The sequence below is a fragment of the Streptomyces griseoloalbus genome (genome assembly GCA_014650015.1).
Taxonomy (GTDB): domain Bacteria; phylum Actinomycetota; class Actinomycetes; order Streptomycetales; family Streptomycetaceae; genus Streptomyces; species Streptomyces griseoloalbus.
The window spans coordinates 43,519-61,335 of record BMUD01000020.1; the positions used below are offsets into that span (position 1 = coordinate 43,519).

Below are 17,817 nucleotides of genomic sequence, written 5' to 3' on the forward strand. Positions count from 1 at the left end.
GCTACACCTGTCCGGGAGCAGTCATGTACGGCCACGGCGTGGCGCCACCCACCCGCAGCGCGGCAACGGTCATCGCCCTGCGCGTGCTGTTCGCCGCCGCCGGTTTCCTGTCGTGCGGACTGCTGGCCTGCGCGCCGCTGTTCCGGGTCGCCATCCTGCGGGGACGGATCCTCGACTGGGTGGCGGCCTGGCTGAGCATCCCGGCGTCGATCACCTGCCTGGCGGTGGTCGGTTCGCTGCCGGAGACGGACAACCGCACCGACGTCGCCCTGGCCACGGCGCTGATCCTCGGCGCGGCCGCCGGCGCCTACTTCCTGACCGTGGACATACGCCTGCACCGGCGGCCTGGAGGCCCGTACGCGGTGCAGGCGCCCCCGTCGCCGCACGCCGCGACGATGCACTCCCCGGGCGTCCACTCCCCGTACGGCTATCCGCAGCCGGCCTCGCCGTACGCGCCGACGCCCGTACCGCAGCCCCCGGCCCCCCACACCCCGGCCCCCCACACCCCGGCACCTCATACCCCGGCCCCCCACACCCCCGTACCGCCGCCGCAGTCGCAGCCGCCGCAGCGCCCGGCGCCGGCCCGGATCGACCAGGTGCGTGCCGAGCTCGACGAACTCAGCGACTACCTGCGCCGCCAGGACGGGCAGCAAGGGCAGCACGGCAACCACGAGGGCGGAAGGTGACCGTGACGACGGGACGTGTCGTCGCCGGCCGCTATGAACTGTCCACGCTCATCGGACAGGGCGGCATGGGACAGGTCTGGACGGCCTACGACAAACGGCTGGACCGGCGCGTGGCGGTGAAGCTGCTGCGCCCGGACAAGGTGGCCGGCCAGGAGGCCGACGAGCTGCGCCGCCGCTTCGTGCGCGAGTGCCGGGTGACCGCGCAGGTCGACCACCCCGGCCTGGTCACCGTGCACGACGCGGGCAGCGAGGGCGAGGAGCTGTTCCTCGTCATGCAGTACGTCGACGGTGCCGACCTCGGCGACCACCTCGCCGAACACGACCCGTACCCGTGGCAGTGGGCGGTGGCGGTGGCCGCGCAGCTGTGCGCCGTACTGAGCGCCGTGCACGCCGTGCCGATCGTCCACCGCGACCTCAAGCCACGCAACGTGATGGTGAAGCAGGACGGCACGGTCACCGTGCTCGACCTCGGTGTCGCCTCCGTCATGGACAGCGACACCACGCGTCTGACGCACACGGGCTCGCCGATCGGCTCGCCCGCCTACATGGCTCCGGAGCAGGCGATGGGCGGCGCGGTCGGCCCGTACACCGACCTGTACGCGCTCGGGGTGCTGATGCACGAGCTGCTCAGCGGCGACGTGCCGTTCGCGGGCTCGACGGCGCTCGGAGTGCTGCACCGGCACCTGTACGAGCCGCCGGTGCCCGTGCGCCGGATACGCCCGGAGGTCCCCGAGGCACTGGAGGCCCTGGTGCTGCGCCTGCTCGCCAAGGACCCGCAGCACCGCCCGGACTCCGCGCAGGAGGTCTACGAGCACCTGGCGCTGCTGCTCCCCGCGCGGGGAACGCCCACCGGCGCTCCCCTGGACCCCACCCGCCCCTTCCTGCGCCCGCACGCCCCCTGGCCGGACCGTGCCCGCACGCCCGCTCCCCAGCCCGCCCCCGCCGCGCCGCCCGCGCCCGTGGCCGGGACGGCCGATGTCGCCGCCGCCGTGGACGAGGTCAAGCGGCTGCTCGGCGAGGGCCGCATCACCCAGGCCGTCGACATCCTCGGCTCGATCCTGCCCGTCGCCGCCGACCAGCACGGCGAGCACTCCCCGGTCGTGCGCACCCTGCGCAAGCAGTACGCGGCCACCCTCCTGGACGACGGCCAGTACCGGCGCGCCCTGCCGGAACTGCGCCGCCTCGCCGACGAACGCGCCGCCGAGGCCGGCCAGGCCGACCCGCAGTCCCTGCGCTACCGCTACGAGGCAGCCCAGTGCCTGGAGCAGCTCGGTGAACCGGCGGCGGCGCTCGCCGAGTACCGGGCGCTGCTGGCGTACTACGAGAACCAGTACGTGGCCGCCGGCGACCCGCAGCTCGCCCATGACGTCCGCCGCCGCATCGGCCACCTGCTGCTCGCCCTCGGTGACCGCGCCGCCGCGCACGACACGCTGGTCCGGCTGCTGCACGACGTGGAGCGCGCCCAGGGCCCGGGACACCCGCTGGCCGCCGAGATCCGCCGGACCCTGCAGTGGCTGGGACAGGTGCGCGGATAGCCGGACAGCGGACCGCAAAGGGGCCGCACGGCCGGACGGCGCGGGCGCGGCGGTGCCGGAACTCCCCGTGAATCGTTGGTCGAATGGGTTGGCCAGAGCTTGGCCGATGCCTACCATCGATCACCGCAAGACTTTGTGCACCGCCGCACAAGCTCCCCTCAGGAGGTCTCCTTGCACCGCCGCCGTCGCACCGCGCTCCTCCTCACCGCCGCGATCGCCGCAGCGGCGCCCCTGCTCACCGCCTGCGGAAACGATGCGCACCCCGGTGCCGCCGCCGTCGTCGGCGGGGAGCGGATCACCGTGTCGCAGCTCGAGAACCGGGTCGACGAGGTCCGCGCGGCCCAGCGGGCGGCCGTTCCCGACGAGGCCCAGTACCAGCAGGCCATCGCCCGGACCGGCAGCCTCACCCGCGACACCCTGCACGGCATGGTCCTGGACCGCGTGCTGGAGCGCGCCGCGCGGGACGCGGGCGTGAGCGTCACGCCCCGCGAGGTCCAGGAGATGCGGGCCGGTCTGGAGCAGCAGGCCGGCGGTGCCCAGGCGCTGGAGGCGGCCTGGCTGCAGCAGTACGGCATCCCGCCGCAGCGCCTCGACGACAACCTCCGTCTCCAGCTCCAGGCCCAGAAGCTCGCCCAGCGGCTCGGCACCGACACCAGCCGGCCCGAGTTCTGGAAGGCGCTGTCCGAGGCGGGCAAGGAACTCGACGTCGACGTCAACCCGCGCTACGGCGGCTGGGACGCCGAGAAGAGCAGTCGTGTCGACGCCAAGACCCCGTGGGTACGGGACGTCACCTCGGCCGGGACGCAGCAGACGCTCTGACGGCCCGGCGTGCGGACAGCCGGGCCGCGGGCGTCCGGCCTGTGGACGACCGGGGTACAGGCAGGGGCTGTGGACCACCGCCCTGTGGATAACGGCCTCGTGGACCACCGCCCTGTGGACAACAGACCTGTGGACAACTCGGGCGCTGTCGGCGGTGTGGGCTAGTTTCGGATCGTGAACGCAATCAGCTCCGCACCGAGCCCGGAAGCCGCCGTCGGCCGCATCGTCCTGCTCACCACCAGCCACCGCGTCGCACCCGGCCTGCTGTCCTGGCCTGCCTGGCAGATCCTGCACGCGGCCGACCGGGTGCTGTGCGCGGACGGCGCGCATCCGCAGCTGCCGTATCTGCGGGAGGCGGGGATACCGGTCGAGGAGGCGTCGCCGACCGCCGAGGACCTCGTCGACGCCTGCGCCGGCGGGCGGACGGTGGTGGTCGTGGCCACGGGCGAGGGCGAGCCCGCGCTGACCGACGGACTGGCCCGCCTGGCCGGAACCGGCCGTGTCCGGATGCCCGAGCTGGAGCTGCTGCCCGCCTCCTACGACCTGCCGGGCGCCCGTCTGCTCGACCTCGTGCAGGTCATGGACCGCATCCGCGCCGAGTGCCCGTGGTCCTCCCGGCAGACCCACAAGGGCCTGGCGAAGTACGGCATCGAGGAGGCGTACGAGCTCGTCGAGGCCATCGAGGAGGGCGACCGGGAGGAACTGCGCGAGGAGCTGGGGGACGTCCTGCTCCAGGTCGTCTTCCACGCCCGGATCGCCGAGGAGCACCCGGAGGAGCCCTTCTCCGTCGACGACGTGGCGGGCGGCATCGTGGCCAAGCTGATCCACCGGCACCCGCACGTCTTCGGTGACGAGACGGCGGACACACCGGAGGACGTCAAGGAGCACTGGCTGCGGACCAAGGCGGAGGAGAAGCGCCGCAGCTCGGTCACGGAGGGGGTGCCGCTGGGCCAGCCCGGCCTGGCCTTGGCGGCGAAGCTGGCGTCACGGGCGCGGACGGCGGGATTGGACGTGCCGTTGCCGGCGGGCGAGGGGGTCGGCTACGAGCTGCTGGCGCTGGCGGCACGGGCGGAGGCGTCCGGGGTCGACCCGGAGGCGGCGTTGCGGGCAGCGGCGCGGGCCTATCGCGACGCGATACGGGCGGCGGAGGGCGGCCAGGACGGAGTCTGACGCCGGGGCGCGGTGCGCGAAGGTGTTCCGCCCCGCCGCCCCTTCCCTTCCCGTCCCCGGGGGCTCCGTCCCCGGACCCCGTTCGCGCAGTTCCCCGCGCCCCCCAGCCGAGGTCGCCGTATGCATGACCAGCCCACCCCGCCGCCCTCACAGGGACCCCTGCACGGGCCCGTTCCCGAGCTGTTCACCTGGGAGTTCGCCGCCGACCCCTACCCCGCCTACGCCTGGCTGCGCGAGCACGCCCCCGTGCACAGAACGCGACTGCCCAGTGGCGTCGAGGCCTGGCTGGTCACCCGGTACGCCGACGCCAAGCAGACCCTCGCCGACCCCCGCCTGTCCAAGAACCCCGCGCACCACGACGAGCCCGCGCACGCCAAGGGCAAGACCGGCATTCCCGGGGAGCGCCAGGCGGAGCTGATGACGCATCTGCTCAACATCGACCCGCCGGACCACACCCGGCTGCGCCGACTGGTCAGCAAGGCGTTCACCCCGCGCCGCGTCGCCGAGTTCGCGCCCCGTGTGCAGGAGCTCACCGACGGGCTCATCGACCGGTTCGCGGCCGGCGGCTCCGCCGACCTCATCCACGAGTTCGCCTTCCCCCTCCCCATCTACGCCATCTGCGACCTGCTCGGCGTCCCCCGGGAGGACCAGGACGACTTCCGGGACTGGGCGGGCATGATGATCCGGCACCAGGGCGGCCCCCGGGGCGGTGTCGCGCGGTCGGTGAAGAAGATGCGCGGGTACCTCGCCGAGCTCATCCACCGCAAGCGCGAGGAACTGCCCGCCGAACCGGCACCGGGCGAGGACCTCATCTCCGGGCTCATCCGCGCCTCCGACCACGGCGAGCACCTCACCGAGAACGAGGCCGCCGCCATGGCGTTCATCCTGCTGTTCGCCGGTTTCGAGACCACCGTCAATCTCATCGGCAACGGCACGTACGCCCTGCTCACCCACCCCCGGCAGCGCGATCGCCTGCAAGGGGCCCTCGCCGCCGGGGAACGCGGGCTGCTGGAGACCGGCGTCGAGGAACTCCTGCGCTACGACGGCCCCGTGGAGCTCGCCACCTGGCGGTTCGCCACCGAGCCGGTGACCATCGGCGGGCAGCGCGTCGCGGCCGGCGACCCGGTCCTCGTCGTCCTCGCCGCCGCGGACCGGGATCCGGAGCGGTTCGCCGACCCGGACGTGCTCGACCTCGGCCGGCGCGACAACCAGCACCTGGGGTACGGCCACGGCATCCATTACTGTCTGGGCGCCCCGTTGGCCCGTCTGGAGGGCCAGACCGCGCTCGCCACGCTGCTGACCCGTCTCCCGGACCTGCGGCTCGCGGTGGAACCCGCCGAACTGCGGTGGCGCGGCGGGCTCATCATGCGCGGACTGCGCACGCTGCCGGTGGAGTTCACTCCCGCGCGCACGTGACGGACCGACGGCCGCTTCCTGTGCCCCGGAGCGGACCAGCGCAAACATGACGCGGCCTCAGCTCTGTGATCTTCACGTGATCTGCGCGGCATGAACTTGTGACAAGTGATCCTCTGCCGATACGTTCACCCATCAGCGCGGCACCTCGGTTCCACTCGCCGCGGGTCATTGCTGTCTTGTGAAAGGTCTCCCGCATGCTCTCCGGGAACGGTCGGCACCGCCGCCCCCGTCAGGCTCCGGCTCTTCTCGTCGCGGCCGGAGTGACCGGCTCCGCCATCGCGATCCCGCTCCTCGGGGCCGGCAGCGCCAGCGCGGCCGACGGCGCGACCTGGGACCGCGTCGCGGAGTGCGAGAGCGGCGGCTCCTGGAGCCAGAACACCGGCAACGGCTACTACGGCGGCCTGCAGTTGACCCAGGACGACTGGGAGGCCTACGGCGGCCTGGACTACGCGCCGAGCGCCGACCAGGCCAGCCGGGGCCAGCAGATAGCCGTGGCCGAAAGAATCCTCGCCGACCAGGGGGTCGGCGCATGGCGCACCTGCGGACTGCTCGCGGGCCTCGACCAGGACGCGGCGTCGGTCGACATCGACACGGGCGTGGCGGAGGACTCGACACCGGAGGCGTCCGGATCGCCGGACTCCGGTGATTCGTCCGCCCCCTCCTCGCCGTCGCCCACGTCCGACCCGTCGTCCGCCGCGGAGGACGCGGAAGGAGCGGAGAGCCCGGAGGGCACGGCCGGCGCATCGGCCGGTGCCGACGCGTCCGCCGACCCGTCCGCCGGCTCCGGCACCTCCCCTTCCGCCTCGGCCACCCCGAAGACCGACGAGTCGGACAAGGTGGGGCAGACCGACGGCTCTTCGGGTCTCACCGACACCGAGGGCACCGGTGCCGGCCGTCACCGCGGCGGGAGCGCCGACGAGGGCGAGAGCGCGGACCGTGCGTCCGAGTCGTCCGGCCGGCATGCCTCGCGCGGCACCGACGCCTCGCGCGACGCCGCCGACGGCTCCTACACCGTGCGCACCGGGGACAGCCTCTCGTCCATCGCCGACTCCCTTGAGCTCGGCGGTGGATGGCGCGCTCTGTACGCGGAGAACGAGCAGGTCGTCGGCGTCGATCCGGACCTCATCCTGCCGGGTCAGGAGCTTGCGGTCGGGGTCGAACCGGGCGAGAAGTGACGCCCGAAGACGCGTGGGCGCGGCGCCAGTTGGCGTCTTGATTCGCGACGAATGTCCGGTTCAAAGACTGTGAGAGATAGGTCTCAGAAGCCCTGATCGTCTTTGTATTTCCGCGGATCGCGTGTCTACGGTCGTGATCGCTCGCCATCGCGGGCCCCGGCTGCCGCCACGCCGAATCCTGCCAGTGGCAGCACGGGAACAGTCGTCGCGTCATGCGCCGTAGGCAGGAGCGGGGGACCCAAGGTAAGTGCCGAGTCCGGGCAGTTGACGCCGGACACGGCTTGGGGTGAAGCCGCGTCCCCTCCGGGGGGCGTGGCCGGGCAACTCAACCGGCCCGAACCCGACAGCTCACCTCGCAGGCGTCGGTGAGGGGATCCATCCATGCTGTTTTCCGGCAAGGGCAAGCACCGTCGTCCGTCCAAGGCCACCCGCGCCATCGCCGTCACCGGTGTCGTCGGCGCCGCCGTCGCCGCCCCGCTGATGGCGGCCGGCGGCGCCTCCGCCGCCACCGCCTCCGAGTGGGACGCCGTCGCCCAGTGCGAGTCCGGCGGCAACTGGTCCATCAACACCGGCAACGGCTACTACGGCGGTCTGCAGTTCTCCGCCTCCACCTGGGCCGCGTACGGCGGCACGGCGTACGCCGCCTCCGCCGACCAGGCCAGCAAGGCCCAGCAGATCGAGATCGCCGAGAAGGTCCTCGCGGGCCAGGGCAAGGGCGCCTGGCCGGTCTGCGGCACGGGCCTGTCCAACGCCGCCTCCTCGGGGGCGTCCACGGGCTCCTCGCAGAGCACCGGTTCCACCGAGACCCGTGAGACCGAGCAGAAGGCCTCCCGTTCCGCCGAGCGCCCGGCCGCCGAGGAGAAGGCGGAGAAGAAGACCGTCACCACCCCGACCGGCAAGAAGGTCGCCAAGGGCGACGGCGAGTACAAGGTCGTCAAGGGCGACACCCTCAGCACCATCGCCGAGGAGCACGACGTCAAGGGCGGCTGGGCCGAGCTGTTCGAGCTGAACGACGACATCGTCGACGACGCCGACCTTATCTACCCGGGCCAGCAGCTGCACCTCAAGTAAGCAGCGGCCCCCCTGCTCCCGCCCCGGTGCGTGTTCCCCCGTACGCACCGGGGCGGGTCTTTTTGTGCCCCGGTTGCGCTCCGGTTTCCGGAAAGGGCTTTGTTCCGTTCGGAAACAATTTACTCTCGGTTCTGTCCATGGGATGGGCGACCGGCTGGCCGATCGCCCGGAGCCGGTTAGGCTCGGTCTCGCAAGACCCACCGTGGTCCTGCCCACCCGCGTCACATCCAAGAAGGAGATGCTCGTGCCGTCCATCGACGTCGTCGTAGCCCGGGAAATCCTGGACTCCCGAGGCAACCCCACGGTCGAGGTCGAGGTCGGCCTCGACGACGGCAGCACGGGTCGTGCCGCCGTCCCGTCCGGCGCCTCCACCGGCGCCTTCGAGGCCATCGAACTCCGTGACGGTGATGCCAACCGTTACCTGGGCAAGGGCGTCGAGAAGGCCGTGCTGGCCGTCATCGAGCAGATCGGCCCGGAGCTCGTCGGCTACGACGCCACCGAGCAGCGCCTGATCGACCAGGCGATGTTCGACCTGGACGCCACCGACAACAAGGGCTCCCTCGGCGCCAACGCCATCCTCGGCGTCTCGCTCGCCGTCGCCCACGCCGCCTCCGAGGCGTCGGACCTGCCGCTCTTCCGCTACCTGGGCGGCCCGAACGCGCACCTGCTGCCGGTGCCGATGATGAACATCCTGAACGGCGGCTCGCACGCCGACTCCAACGTGGACATCCAGGAGTTCATGATCGCGCCGATCGGCGCGGAGTCCTTCTCCGAGGCCCTGCGCTGGGGTGCCGAGGTCTACCACACCCTGAAGAAGGTGCTGAAGAGCAAGGGCCTGGCCACCGGCCTCGGCGACGAGGGCGGCTTCGCCCCGAACCTGGGCTCCAACCGCGAGGCCCTCGACCTCATCATCGAGGCCGTCAAGGAAGCCGGCTACACGCCCGGCGAGCAGATCGCCCTGGCGCTCGACGTCGCCGCGTCCGAGTTCTACAAGGACGGCGTCTACACCTTCGAGGGCAAGGAGCGCTCCGCCGCCGAGATGACGGAGTACTACGCCGAGCTCGTCGACGCGTACCCGCTCGTCTCCATCGAGGACCCGCTGTTCGAGGACGACTGGGAGGGCTGGAAGACCATCACCGCCAAGCTCGGTGACAAGGTCCAGCTCGTCGGCGACGACCTGTTCGTCACCAACCCCGAGCGCCTCGCCCGCGGCATCGAGGAGGGCGCCGCCAACGCCCTGCTGGTCAAGGTCAACCAGATCGGTTCGCTCACCGAGACCCTGGACGCCGTCGAGCTGGCCCAGCGCAGCGGCTTCAAGTGCATGATGTCCCACCGCTCCGGCGAGACCGAGGACGTCACCATCGCCGACCTGGCCGTCGCCACCAACTGCGGCCAGATCAAGACCGGCGCCCCGGCCCGCTCCGAGCGCGTCGCCAAGTACAACCAGCTGCTGCGCATCGAGGAGATCCTCGACGACGCCGCGGTGTACGCCGGCCGCAGCGCGTTCCCGCGCTTCAAGGGCTGAGCGCCGCTCACGTAGGCAGCGTCGTACGTACGTCCCCGTACTCGGTCCCGTACCGTGTGCGGGGACGTACGCACGTATGACCACGCATGAAGGTGAACCGGAGGCGGAGACATGGCGGTGAAGGACCGGGACCGTTTCTCCACCGCGACCAGGATCCGGCTGATCGGTGAGCAGACCGCGGCCCGGGTCTACCGTTCGCAGACCAAACGCCAGGCCCGCCGCTCCCGGCTGACCGGCCGGGCGGCGCTGCTCGCCCTGGTGGTCTGCTCGATGATCGTGGCCCTCGCCTATCCCATGCGGGAGTACGTCTCCCAGCGCGCGGAGATCGCCGACCTCCAGCAGGAGCAGGACGAGACCCGCCAACGGGTCGAACGGCTGCGCGACATGAAGGCGCGCTGGCAGGACGACGCCTACGCCGAGCAGGAGATCCGCCGGCGGCTGCACTACGTGATGCCCGGCGAGACCGGTTACATCGTCATCGACCCGGGTACCGCCAGGCAGTCGCGCACCGACCTCGATGCCGCCGACCGCCCCTGGTACGCGAACGTCTGGGACGGTGTCGACCGGTCCGACGCCGCCGCCGGGTGACCCCCTGGCCGACCCTTTGTCGTAAGCCGCGCAAAGCGGCCGAGATCCGCAGAAAGACAGGTATGGAAACGCCTCCGCCCACGACCCCGCGCACGGAGCCCACCGACGCGGACGTCGAGGCCTTCAAGCAGCAGCTCGGACGGCCCCCGCGCGGGCTGCGCGCCATCGCGCACCGCTGCCCCTGCGGACAGCCGGACGTGGTGGAGACCGCGCCGAAGCTGCCCGACGGCACCCCCTTCCCGACGCTCTACTACCTCACCTGCCCCCGGGCCGCCTCGGCGATCGGGACGCTGGAGGCGAACGGCGTGATGAAGGAGATGACGGAGCGGCTGGCCACCGACCCGGAGCTGGCGGACGCGTACCGCGCGGCGCACGAGGACTACATCCGGCGCCGCGACGAGATCGAGGAGCTGAGGAACTTCCCGAGCGCGGGCGGCATGCCGGACCGGGTGAAGTGTCTGCACGTCCTGGTCGCCCACTCGCTGGCCGCCGGCCCCGGGGTCAACCCGCTGGGCGACGAGGCGCTGGCGATGCTGCCGGAGTGGTGGCGCAAGGGCGCCTGCGTGACGCTGCCCGAGCCCACCGCGGCCAGGGAGGACGACCAGTGACCCGAGTCGCCGCCATCGACTGCGGTACGAACTCCATCCGGCTCCTGGTGGCCGACGCCGACCCGGAGACCGGTGAACTGACCGATCTGGACCGGCGGATGACGATCGTGCGGCTCGGCCAGGGCGTCGACCGCACGGGACGGCTGGCGCCCGAGGCGCTGGAGCGGACCTTCGCCGCCTGCCGCGCCTACGCGGCGGTCATCAAGGAGCACGGCGCGGAACACCTGCGTTTCGTCGCCACGTCCGCCTCCCGAGACGCGGAGAACCGCGACGAGTTCGTGCGCGGGGTGCTGGACATCCTGGGCGTGGAGCCCGAGGTCATCACCGGTGACCAGGAGGCCGAGTTCTCCTTCACCGGCGCGACCAAAGAGCTGACGGGCCGGTCCGACCTGCGCCGCCCCTTCCTGGTCGTGGACATCGGCGGCGGCTCGACCGAGTTCGTCGTCGGCGACGACCACGTACGTGCCGCCCGCTCGGTGGACGTGGGCTGCGTACGGATGACGGAGCGGCACCTGGTGCGGGACGGGGCCGTGACGGACCCGCCGACCGAGGAGCAGATCGCGGCGATGCGCGCCGACATCGAGGCCGCCCTGGACCACGCCGAGGAGACGGTCCCGCTGCGCGAGGCGCACACCCTGGTCGGCCTGGCGGGCTCGGTCACGACGGTGTCGGCGATCGCCCAGGACCTCCCCGAGTACGACTCCGAGGCGATTCACCACTCACGCGTCTCCCGTGACCGGGTCCGCGAGATCACCGAGTGGCTGCTGCGCTCCACCCACGCCGAGCGCGCGGCCGTGCCCTCGATGCATCCGGGCCGGGTCGACGTCATCGGGGCGGGGGCCCTCGTCCTGCTGTCGATCATGGAGCGGATCGGGGCGGAGGAGGTCGTGGTGTCGGAGCACGACATCCTGGACGGCATCGCTTGGAGTTGCGCCTCCGAGGCGCGTTAAGGAGCGATCCTCGACGGCATCGGCTGGTCCCTGGCAACCGGCGCGGGATGAGAGGCGGGCCCCACGGGGTTGCGGTGGACGTCCCGTCGGTCGCCCACCTGACGGCGAGGACGACGAGTTCACCGTTCGCGGGCGATCCTCGGCGGCATCGCCCGGCCGGGGTCCTGGCTCCATTTATTACCGATCAGTAGCACTCTGCTGAGCTGTCGGTATAGCGTTTGAGCGCGGTCCGGGGGTTTGTGCGGGCCCTCCGGCGGGGCTCCGCCGAGAAAGTTCGTGAAGTTCTTCACAAGGAATTGTCCCCGGTAGGTCGAAGAACTGGGCCCCGTTGACCCGTCCGGGGCCCCAACGCCCCTTTGAACGCGTTCAGAAGACGTCTGGAGCGGCTCCCCCGGGTGAGGTCGCGCGGTCCCGCGAAGCGACCTCACTCCGCCCTCCGGCCGACAGAGAGGCAGCTCACGCGGCATTGACAACGTCCCGTGGGGTGCTCCGGTTCCCGTTCCGCGTAGCGATCTGGAGCAAAAAGCGCGGGAGTTTAACACAGGCCCCGTCCGACCTTGTGAAGGGGCGCACGAGGTACCCCCCTGAGACGGGTGGATACTCGATGGCATGAGCACCACGGAGCGTCCCAGGATCCTCGTAGTAGGCGGTGGGTACGTAGGCCTGTACGCAGCTCGGCGCATCCAGAAGAAGATGCGTTACGGCGAGGCGACCGTCACCGTCGTCGACCCGCGGTCGTACATGACCTACCAGCCCTTCCTCCCCGAAGCCGCCGCCGGCAGCATCTCCCCGCGGCATGTCGTCGTCCCGTTGCGACGCGTGCTTCCCAAGGCGGAGGTCCTCACCGGCCGGGTCACCACCATCGACCAGGACCGCAAGGTCGCCACGATCGCCCCGCTGGTCGGTGACGCGTACGAACTGCCCTTCGATTACCTGGTGATCGCGCTCGGCGCGGTCTCCCGGACCTTCCCGATCCCCGGCCTCGCCGAGCAGGGCATCGGCATGAAGGGCATCGAGGAGGCCATCGGCCTGCGCAACCACGTCCTCGAACAGCTCGACAAGGCCGACTCCACCACGGACGAGGAGATCCGGCGCAAGGCGCTCACCTTCGTCTTCGTGGGCGGTGGCTTCGCCGGTGCGGAGACCATCGGTGAGGTCGAGGACATGGCCCGCGACGCGGCCAAGTACTACAACAACGTGTCCCGCGAGGACATGCGCTTCATCCTCGTCGACGCCGCCGACAAGATCCTCCCCGAGGTGGGTCCCAAGCTCGGCGCGTACGGCAAGGAGCACCTCGAGGGCCGCGGCGTCGAGGTCTACCTGTCCACGTCGATGGACTCCTGCGTCGACGGCCACGTGGTCCTGAAGAACGGCCTCGAGGTCGACTCCAACACCATCGTGTGGACGGCCGGCGTCAAGCCGAACCCGGCCCTGTCCCGCTTCGGTCTGCCCCTCGGCCCGCGCGGCCACGTCGACACCGAGCCGACCCTCCAGGTCAGGGGCACGGACTACATCTGGGCCGCGGGCGACAACGCCCAGGTCCCGGACCTCGTGGGCCGCAAGGCCGGCAACGAGAACGCCTGGTGCCCGCCGAACGCCCAGCACGCGCTGCGCCAGGCCAAGGTGCTCGGCGACAACGTGGTCTCCGGCATGCGGGGCTTCCCGCAGAAGGAGTACAGCCACGCCAACAAGGGCGCGGTGGCGGGCCTCGGCCTGCACAAGGGCGTGGCGATGATCGTCATGGGCAAGATGAAGATCAAGCTCAAGGGCCGGCTCGCCTGGTACATGCACCGTGGCTACCACGGCATGGCGATGCCGACCTGGAACCGCAAGATCCGCGTCTTCGCCGACTGGACCCTCGGCATGTTCCTCAAGCGCGAGGTCGTGTCCCTGGGCGCGATCGAGTCCCCGCGCGAGGAGTTCTACGAGGCCGCCAAGCCGGCTCCGGCGCCCGCGCCGGCCAAGCAGGAGAAGACCGAGGCCAAGGCCTCCTGACCCCACCTCAGGTCACCGCCTCCCCGAAGGGGCCACCCGCCATCCGTGGTGCGGGCGGCCCCTTCGGCGTCTTCGGGGAGTCGAGGGGGAGTGGCTGGGGGCGGAGCCCCCGGCGGGGACCGGGGCGGAGCCGAAGGCGGGCGCCTTCCGGCCTCCCGGGCCCGGCGGGTGGCCGGGCGGTTCCGGGGTCCGGGGCGGAGCCGCGGGGGTGCCGTCCCGCCCCACCGGGTCGGGCGGCCGGGTGGGCGAATCCCGCCCCCGCCGCCGCAGCCCAGCGCGTTTTGCCCAAGGATGACGCGCGCCGGGGACTGCCTGGGCGCCCTCCAGGTGTTTACGTGGTGACGACATTCCGGGATTCCCCGTCACGGAGGTGTACCCCATGCCAGACGCCGCCCCCCGACTGAAAGGCCTGCTCGAACAACTGCTCGGCACGCCCCTCCCCGTCCGCATCCGGGCCTGGGACGGATCACAGGCCGGCCCTCCGGGCGCCCCGACCCTGGTCGTCCGCAACCGCCGCGCCCTGCGCCACCTGCTTTGGAAGCCGGGCGAACTCGGCCTCGCCCGCGCCTGGGTGGCCGGTGACCTCGGCGTCGACGGCGACCTCTACACCGCTCTCGACCTCGTCGCCGGCCTCGTCTGGGAACGCGACGAGGACGCCCGTACCCTGACCCAGGCCCTGCGCGACCCCGACTTCCGCTCCGCCGCCCGCGGACTCCTCGCCCTCGCCGGCCCCCCGCTGCCGCCCGCCCCGCCCCGCGAGGAGGCCCGCCGCCCCCGCCGCGGACTGCACACCAAGCACAGCGACCGGCGCGCCATCAGCCACCACTACGACGTCGGCAACGACTTCTACGAGATCGTCCTCGGCCCGTCCATGGTGTACTCCTGCGCCTACTGGCCCGCCCCGCCCCCGCGGGGCACCCTCGAACAGGCCCAGCACGACAAGCTCGAACTGGTCGCCCGCAAGCTCGCCCTGAAGCCGGGGCAGCGTCTGCTGGACGTCGGCTGCGGCTGGGGCTCCATGGCCATCCACGCCGCCCGCGACCACGGCGTGCGCGTCGTCGGCGTCACCCTCTCCCAGGAGCAGGCCGCCTACGCCCGTAAGCGCGTCGCCGACGAGGGCCTGACCGACCGCGTCGAGATCCGCGTACAGGACTACCGCGACGTCCTCGACGGCCCCTTCGACGCCATCTCCTCCATCGGCATGGCCGAACACGTCGGCTCCGAGCGCTACCTGGAGTACGCCACCGCCCTGCGCCACCTCCTCAAGCCGGGCGGACGGCTGCTGAACCACCAGATCGCCCGCCGCCCGCAGCGCGACGAGTCGTCGTACCAGGTGGACCCCTTCATCGACGCCTACGTCTTCCCCGACGGCGAACTCGCCCCGCTGGGCACCACGGTGACCCTGCTGGAGCGCGCCGGGTTCGAGGTGCGCGACGTCGAGTCGATCCGCGAGCACTACGCGCTCACCCTGCGCCGCTGGGTGGAGAACCTGGAGGCCGACTGGGCCCGCGCGGTGGCCCTCACCAGTCCGGGCCGGGCCCGCGTCTGGCAGCTGTACATGGCCGCGTCCGCGCTCGCCTTCGAACGCAACCGCATCGGCGTCAACCAGGTCCTCGCGGTCAGGACCCCCGAGTCCGGCGCCTCCACCCTCCCGCTGCGCGCCCGCACCTGGAACTGACCCCCACACGACGGCGGGCCCCGCTCCGGAAGGGAACGGGGCCCGCGTCACGCCGTACGCCTACTCGGCCTTGATCGCCTGCAGCATGTTCAGGCGAGCCGCCCGCCGGGCCGGCCACAGCGCCGCCAGCACACCCACCAGCGCGGCCAGCAGCAGGAAGACGGCCATCCGGCCCCAGGGCAGGACCAGTTCGTACGTCGCCATCCTCGTGCCCATCAGCTCACCCGCGGCCCAGCCGAAGAACACGCCCAGACCGATTCCGAGCACCCCGCCGAACAGCGAGATCACCAGGGACTCCAGCCGGACCATCCGCTTGATGCCCTTGCGGTCCAGGCCGATCGCCCGCAGCAGGCCGATCTCCTGGGAGCGCTCGAACACCGACATCGCCAGGGTGTTGATGACGCCGAGGACCGCCACGATCACCGCCATCGCCAGCAGGCCGTAGAGCATGTTCAGCATCAGGGTGAACATCTGGGCGATCTCGTTGGAGAGGTCCTTCCTGTCCTGGACCTGGATCCCCGGGTTGGTGCCGAGGGCCTTCTCCAGGGACTCCTTCACCGCGCCGGACGCGCCGTCGGCGGTCTTCACCATGACCATCATGTCGGCCGGTTCCGACTCGTGCGGGGCGAGGGTCGCGGTGTCGATCATGATGCCGCTCATCATGTCGTTGCCCTGGTAGAGGCCGGCGACCGTGAGCTTCTGCTTCCGGCCGTCCTCGTAGGCGACGGTGAAGGACGAACCGGCCTTCCAGCCGTAGGACTTCGCGGTGGCCTCGTCCGCGACGACCCGCGTGCCGCCGACCTCGAAGGCACCGGAGAGGGTCTCGAACTCGGTCAGGTCGTCGAACGTGGCGCCGTTCACGCCGGTCAGGTACTCGGTCCGGCCGTCGATGCGGGAGACCGCGGTGCGCATCGGGCTGGTGGCGGTGACGCCGTCGGTCTGCCTCAGCTTCCTCTCGACGTCCGGCGACAGCGCGTTGCCGTTCCTCATGGACACCACGTAGTCCGCCTCGATCGCGGCGGCCGCCATCTTGTCGATGGACTTCTGCAGACTGCCCGCCGCCACCGTCATACCGGTGATCAGGGTGAGCCCGATCATCAGCGCGGACGCGGTGGCGGCGGTACGGCGCGGATTGCGCACCGAGTTCTGCCGGGCCAGCTTGCCGGGCATCCCGAAGACGCGCAGGACCGGAGCCGCGGCGGCGATCAGCGGGCGGGACAGCAGCGGGGTCAGGATGAAGACGCCGGTGATCAGCAGCACCGCGCCGATGCCCATGGGGGCCTGGCCGTCGGAGCCCTTCATCGTCGTGGCCGCGAGGACCACCGCGACACCGGCCGCCGAGAACAGCGCGCCCAGCGTGTTGCGCAGCACCAGGGACTTGGTGGTCGCCTTGGCGTGCACGGAGCTCATCGCCGCCACCGGCGGGATCTTCGCCGCCCGGCGGCCGGGCAGCCACGCGGCGAGCATGGTGACGAGGACGCCGACGGCGAACGCGGTGCCGATCGTGCCGGGCGAGACCACCAGCGGCCCGTCGGGCACGGTCGCGCCCAGCGTCCCCATCAGGGAGCGCAGCCCCACGCCGATGCCGACCCCGGCGAGCAGTCCGGCGACGGCGGCGACCGCGCCGACGACGAACGCCTCGATCAGCACCGACCGCGTGACCTGACGGCGGGAGGCGCCGACGGCGCGCATCAGCGCCAGCTCCCGGGTGCGCTGGGCGACCAGCATGGTGAAGGTGTTGGCGATGATGAACGTGCCGACGAAGAGCGCGATACCGGCGAACACCAGCAGACCCTGCTTCAGTCCGCTCATCGAGGAGGCGATCGTCTCCGCCTGCTCGTCGGCGAGTTCCGCGCCGGTCGTGGTCTCCACGACGCCGGACGGCAGCGCCTTCTCCAGCTGGGCCCGCAGCGCGGCCTGGCTGACGCCGTCCTTCGCCTTGACGGCGATCTCGTCGAACGTGCCCGCCTTGCCGAACAGCTTCTGCGCGCTCGCCGTGTCGAACAGGGTGAGGCTGCCACCGGCCGCGACATTGCCGTCGTCGGTGGTGAAGATGCCGGCGATCACCGGCTCCAGGACCGGACCGTCGACCGACATCCGTACGGTGTCGCCGACCTCGTAGCCGGTGCGCTCCGCGGTCGCGGAGTCGATGAGGATCTCGCCCTCACCCTTCGGCGCGTGCCCGCCGACCAGTGGATACCGGGGGTCCTCGGTGCCCCAGTAGTTGCCGCCCTGCGACTGGAAGCCGTTGCCGATCAGCTTGCCGTCCCGGTCGGCGATCGCGGTGAAGCCGGTGACGATCCCGATCGCCTGTGCGGCGCCGGGCACCCGGGCGCTGTCGTCGACCAGGGCGCGGGTCAGCTCCTGGACCTCGCCGACCTTGTCGCCCTCGGCCTCCTTGAAGTCGGGCGTGACGGCGACGTCGACGTGGTCGAAGCCCTTGGCGGACTGCTTCTCCAGGGCGGCGGAGAGGGTGTTGGTGAAGACCAGGGTCCCCGACACGAAGGCCACGCCGAGCATCACGGCGAGCACGGTCATCAGGAGCCGGGCCTTGTGCGCGAGCACATTGCGCAGGGCGGTACGGAACATGGGTGTCTACTC

Annotated in this window: 14 protein-coding genes and 1 riboswitch; of the genes, 13 read left to right on the forward strand and 1 reads right to left on the reverse strand. The window is 71.6% G+C overall.

Annotated elements, in window-relative coordinates; all coding sequences use genetic code 11:
- Positions 1 to 23: 23 nt before the first annotated feature.
- From IE178_RS26475 to IE178_RS26535, 13 genes are all read left to right on the forward strand, one after another.
- The gene (locus IE178_RS26475; RefSeq protein ID WP_193514045.1) at positions 24 to 686 is read left to right on the forward strand and encodes a hypothetical protein; all 663 of its coding nucleotides are present in this window, start codon (positions 24 to 26) and stop codon (positions 684 to 686) included.
- 38 nt (positions 687 to 724) lie between these two features.
- Entirely contained in the window at positions 725 to 2,221 is a 1,497-nt protein-coding gene (locus tag IE178_RS26480; RefSeq protein ID WP_318280262.1) for a protein kinase domain-containing protein, read from the forward strand.
- Positions 2,222 to 2,392: 171 nt separating this feature from the next.
- Complete coding sequence (locus IE178_RS26485) at positions 2,393 to 3,040, forward strand: SurA N-terminal domain-containing protein (RefSeq protein ID WP_184766007.1); 648 nt, start codon at positions 2,393 to 2,395, stop codon at positions 3,038 to 3,040.
- Positions 3,041 to 3,214: 174 nt separating this feature from the next.
- On the forward strand, positions 3,215 to 4,210 hold the full coding sequence (locus tag IE178_RS26490; RefSeq protein ID WP_184766006.1) for a nucleoside triphosphate pyrophosphohydrolase: 996 nt from the start codon (positions 3,215 to 3,217) through the stop codon (positions 4,208 to 4,210).
- Positions 4,211 to 4,330: 120 nt separating this feature from the next.
- Positions 4,331 to 5,626 carry a cytochrome P450 family protein gene (locus IE178_RS26495; protein WP_184766005.1) on the forward strand — a complete coding sequence of 432 codons (1,296 nt, stop codon included), beginning with the start codon at positions 4,331 to 4,333 and terminating at the stop codon, positions 5,624 to 5,626.
- 194 nt (positions 5,627 to 5,820) lie between these two features.
- Positions 5,821 to 6,801, forward strand: coding sequence for a LysM peptidoglycan-binding domain-containing protein (locus tag IE178_RS26500; RefSeq protein WP_193514047.1), 981 nt, complete (start codon positions 5,821 to 5,823; stop codon positions 6,799 to 6,801).
- Between the two features lie 205 nt (positions 6,802 to 7,006).
- Positions 7,007 to 7,178: riboswitch (cyclic di-AMP (ydaO/yuaA leader) on the forward strand.
- Positions 7,179 to 7,182: 4 nt separating this feature from the next.
- Positions 7,183 to 7,872: a LysM peptidoglycan-binding domain-containing protein gene (locus IE178_RS26505; protein WP_184766003.1), complete on the forward strand. Its 690-nt coding sequence runs from the start codon at positions 7,183 to 7,185 to the stop codon at positions 7,870 to 7,872.
- 244 nt (positions 7,873 to 8,116) lie between these two features.
- Positions 8,117 to 9,397 (forward strand): phosphopyruvate hydratase, encoded by a 1,281-nt coding sequence (eno, locus tag IE178_RS26510; protein ID WP_193514048.1) that lies wholly within the window; start codon positions 8,117 to 8,119, stop codon positions 9,395 to 9,397.
- A 111-nt stretch (positions 9,398 to 9,508) separates the two neighbouring features.
- Positions 9,509 to 9,985: an FtsB family cell division protein gene (locus IE178_RS26515; protein WP_184766001.1), complete on the forward strand. Its 477-nt coding sequence runs from the start codon at positions 9,509 to 9,511 to the stop codon at positions 9,983 to 9,985.
- Positions 9,986 to 10,047: 62 nt separating this feature from the next.
- Entirely contained in the window at positions 10,048 to 10,593 is a 546-nt protein-coding gene (locus tag IE178_RS26520; protein ID WP_184766000.1) for a DUF501 domain-containing protein, read from the forward strand.
- Positions 10,590 to 11,543, forward strand: a complete 954-nt coding sequence (locus IE178_RS26525) for a Ppx/GppA phosphatase family protein (RefSeq protein WP_193514049.1) — start codon at positions 10,590 to 10,592, stop codon at positions 11,541 to 11,543. Before IE178_RS26520 ends, IE178_RS26525 begins: the two co-directional genes overlap by 4 nt.
- 609 nt (positions 11,544 to 12,152) lie before the next feature.
- Positions 12,153 to 13,538: an NAD(P)/FAD-dependent oxidoreductase gene (locus IE178_RS26530; RefSeq protein WP_193514050.1), complete on the forward strand. Its 1,386-nt coding sequence runs from the start codon at positions 12,153 to 12,155 to the stop codon at positions 13,536 to 13,538.
- Between the two features lie 379 nt (positions 13,539 to 13,917).
- Positions 13,918 to 15,216, forward strand: a complete 1,299-nt coding sequence (locus IE178_RS26535) for an SAM-dependent methyltransferase (protein WP_193514051.1) — start codon at positions 13,918 to 13,920, stop codon at positions 15,214 to 15,216.
- Positions 15,217 to 15,276: 60 nt separating this feature from the next.
- On the opposite strand, the gene IE178_RS26540 is transcribed toward IE178_RS26535, so the two are convergent.
- Positions 15,277 to 17,805, reverse strand: a complete 2,529-nt coding sequence (locus tag IE178_RS26540) for an ABC transporter permease (protein WP_193514052.1) — start codon at positions 17,803 to 17,805, stop codon at positions 15,277 to 15,279.
- Positions 17,806 to 17,817: the final 12 nt, after the last annotated feature.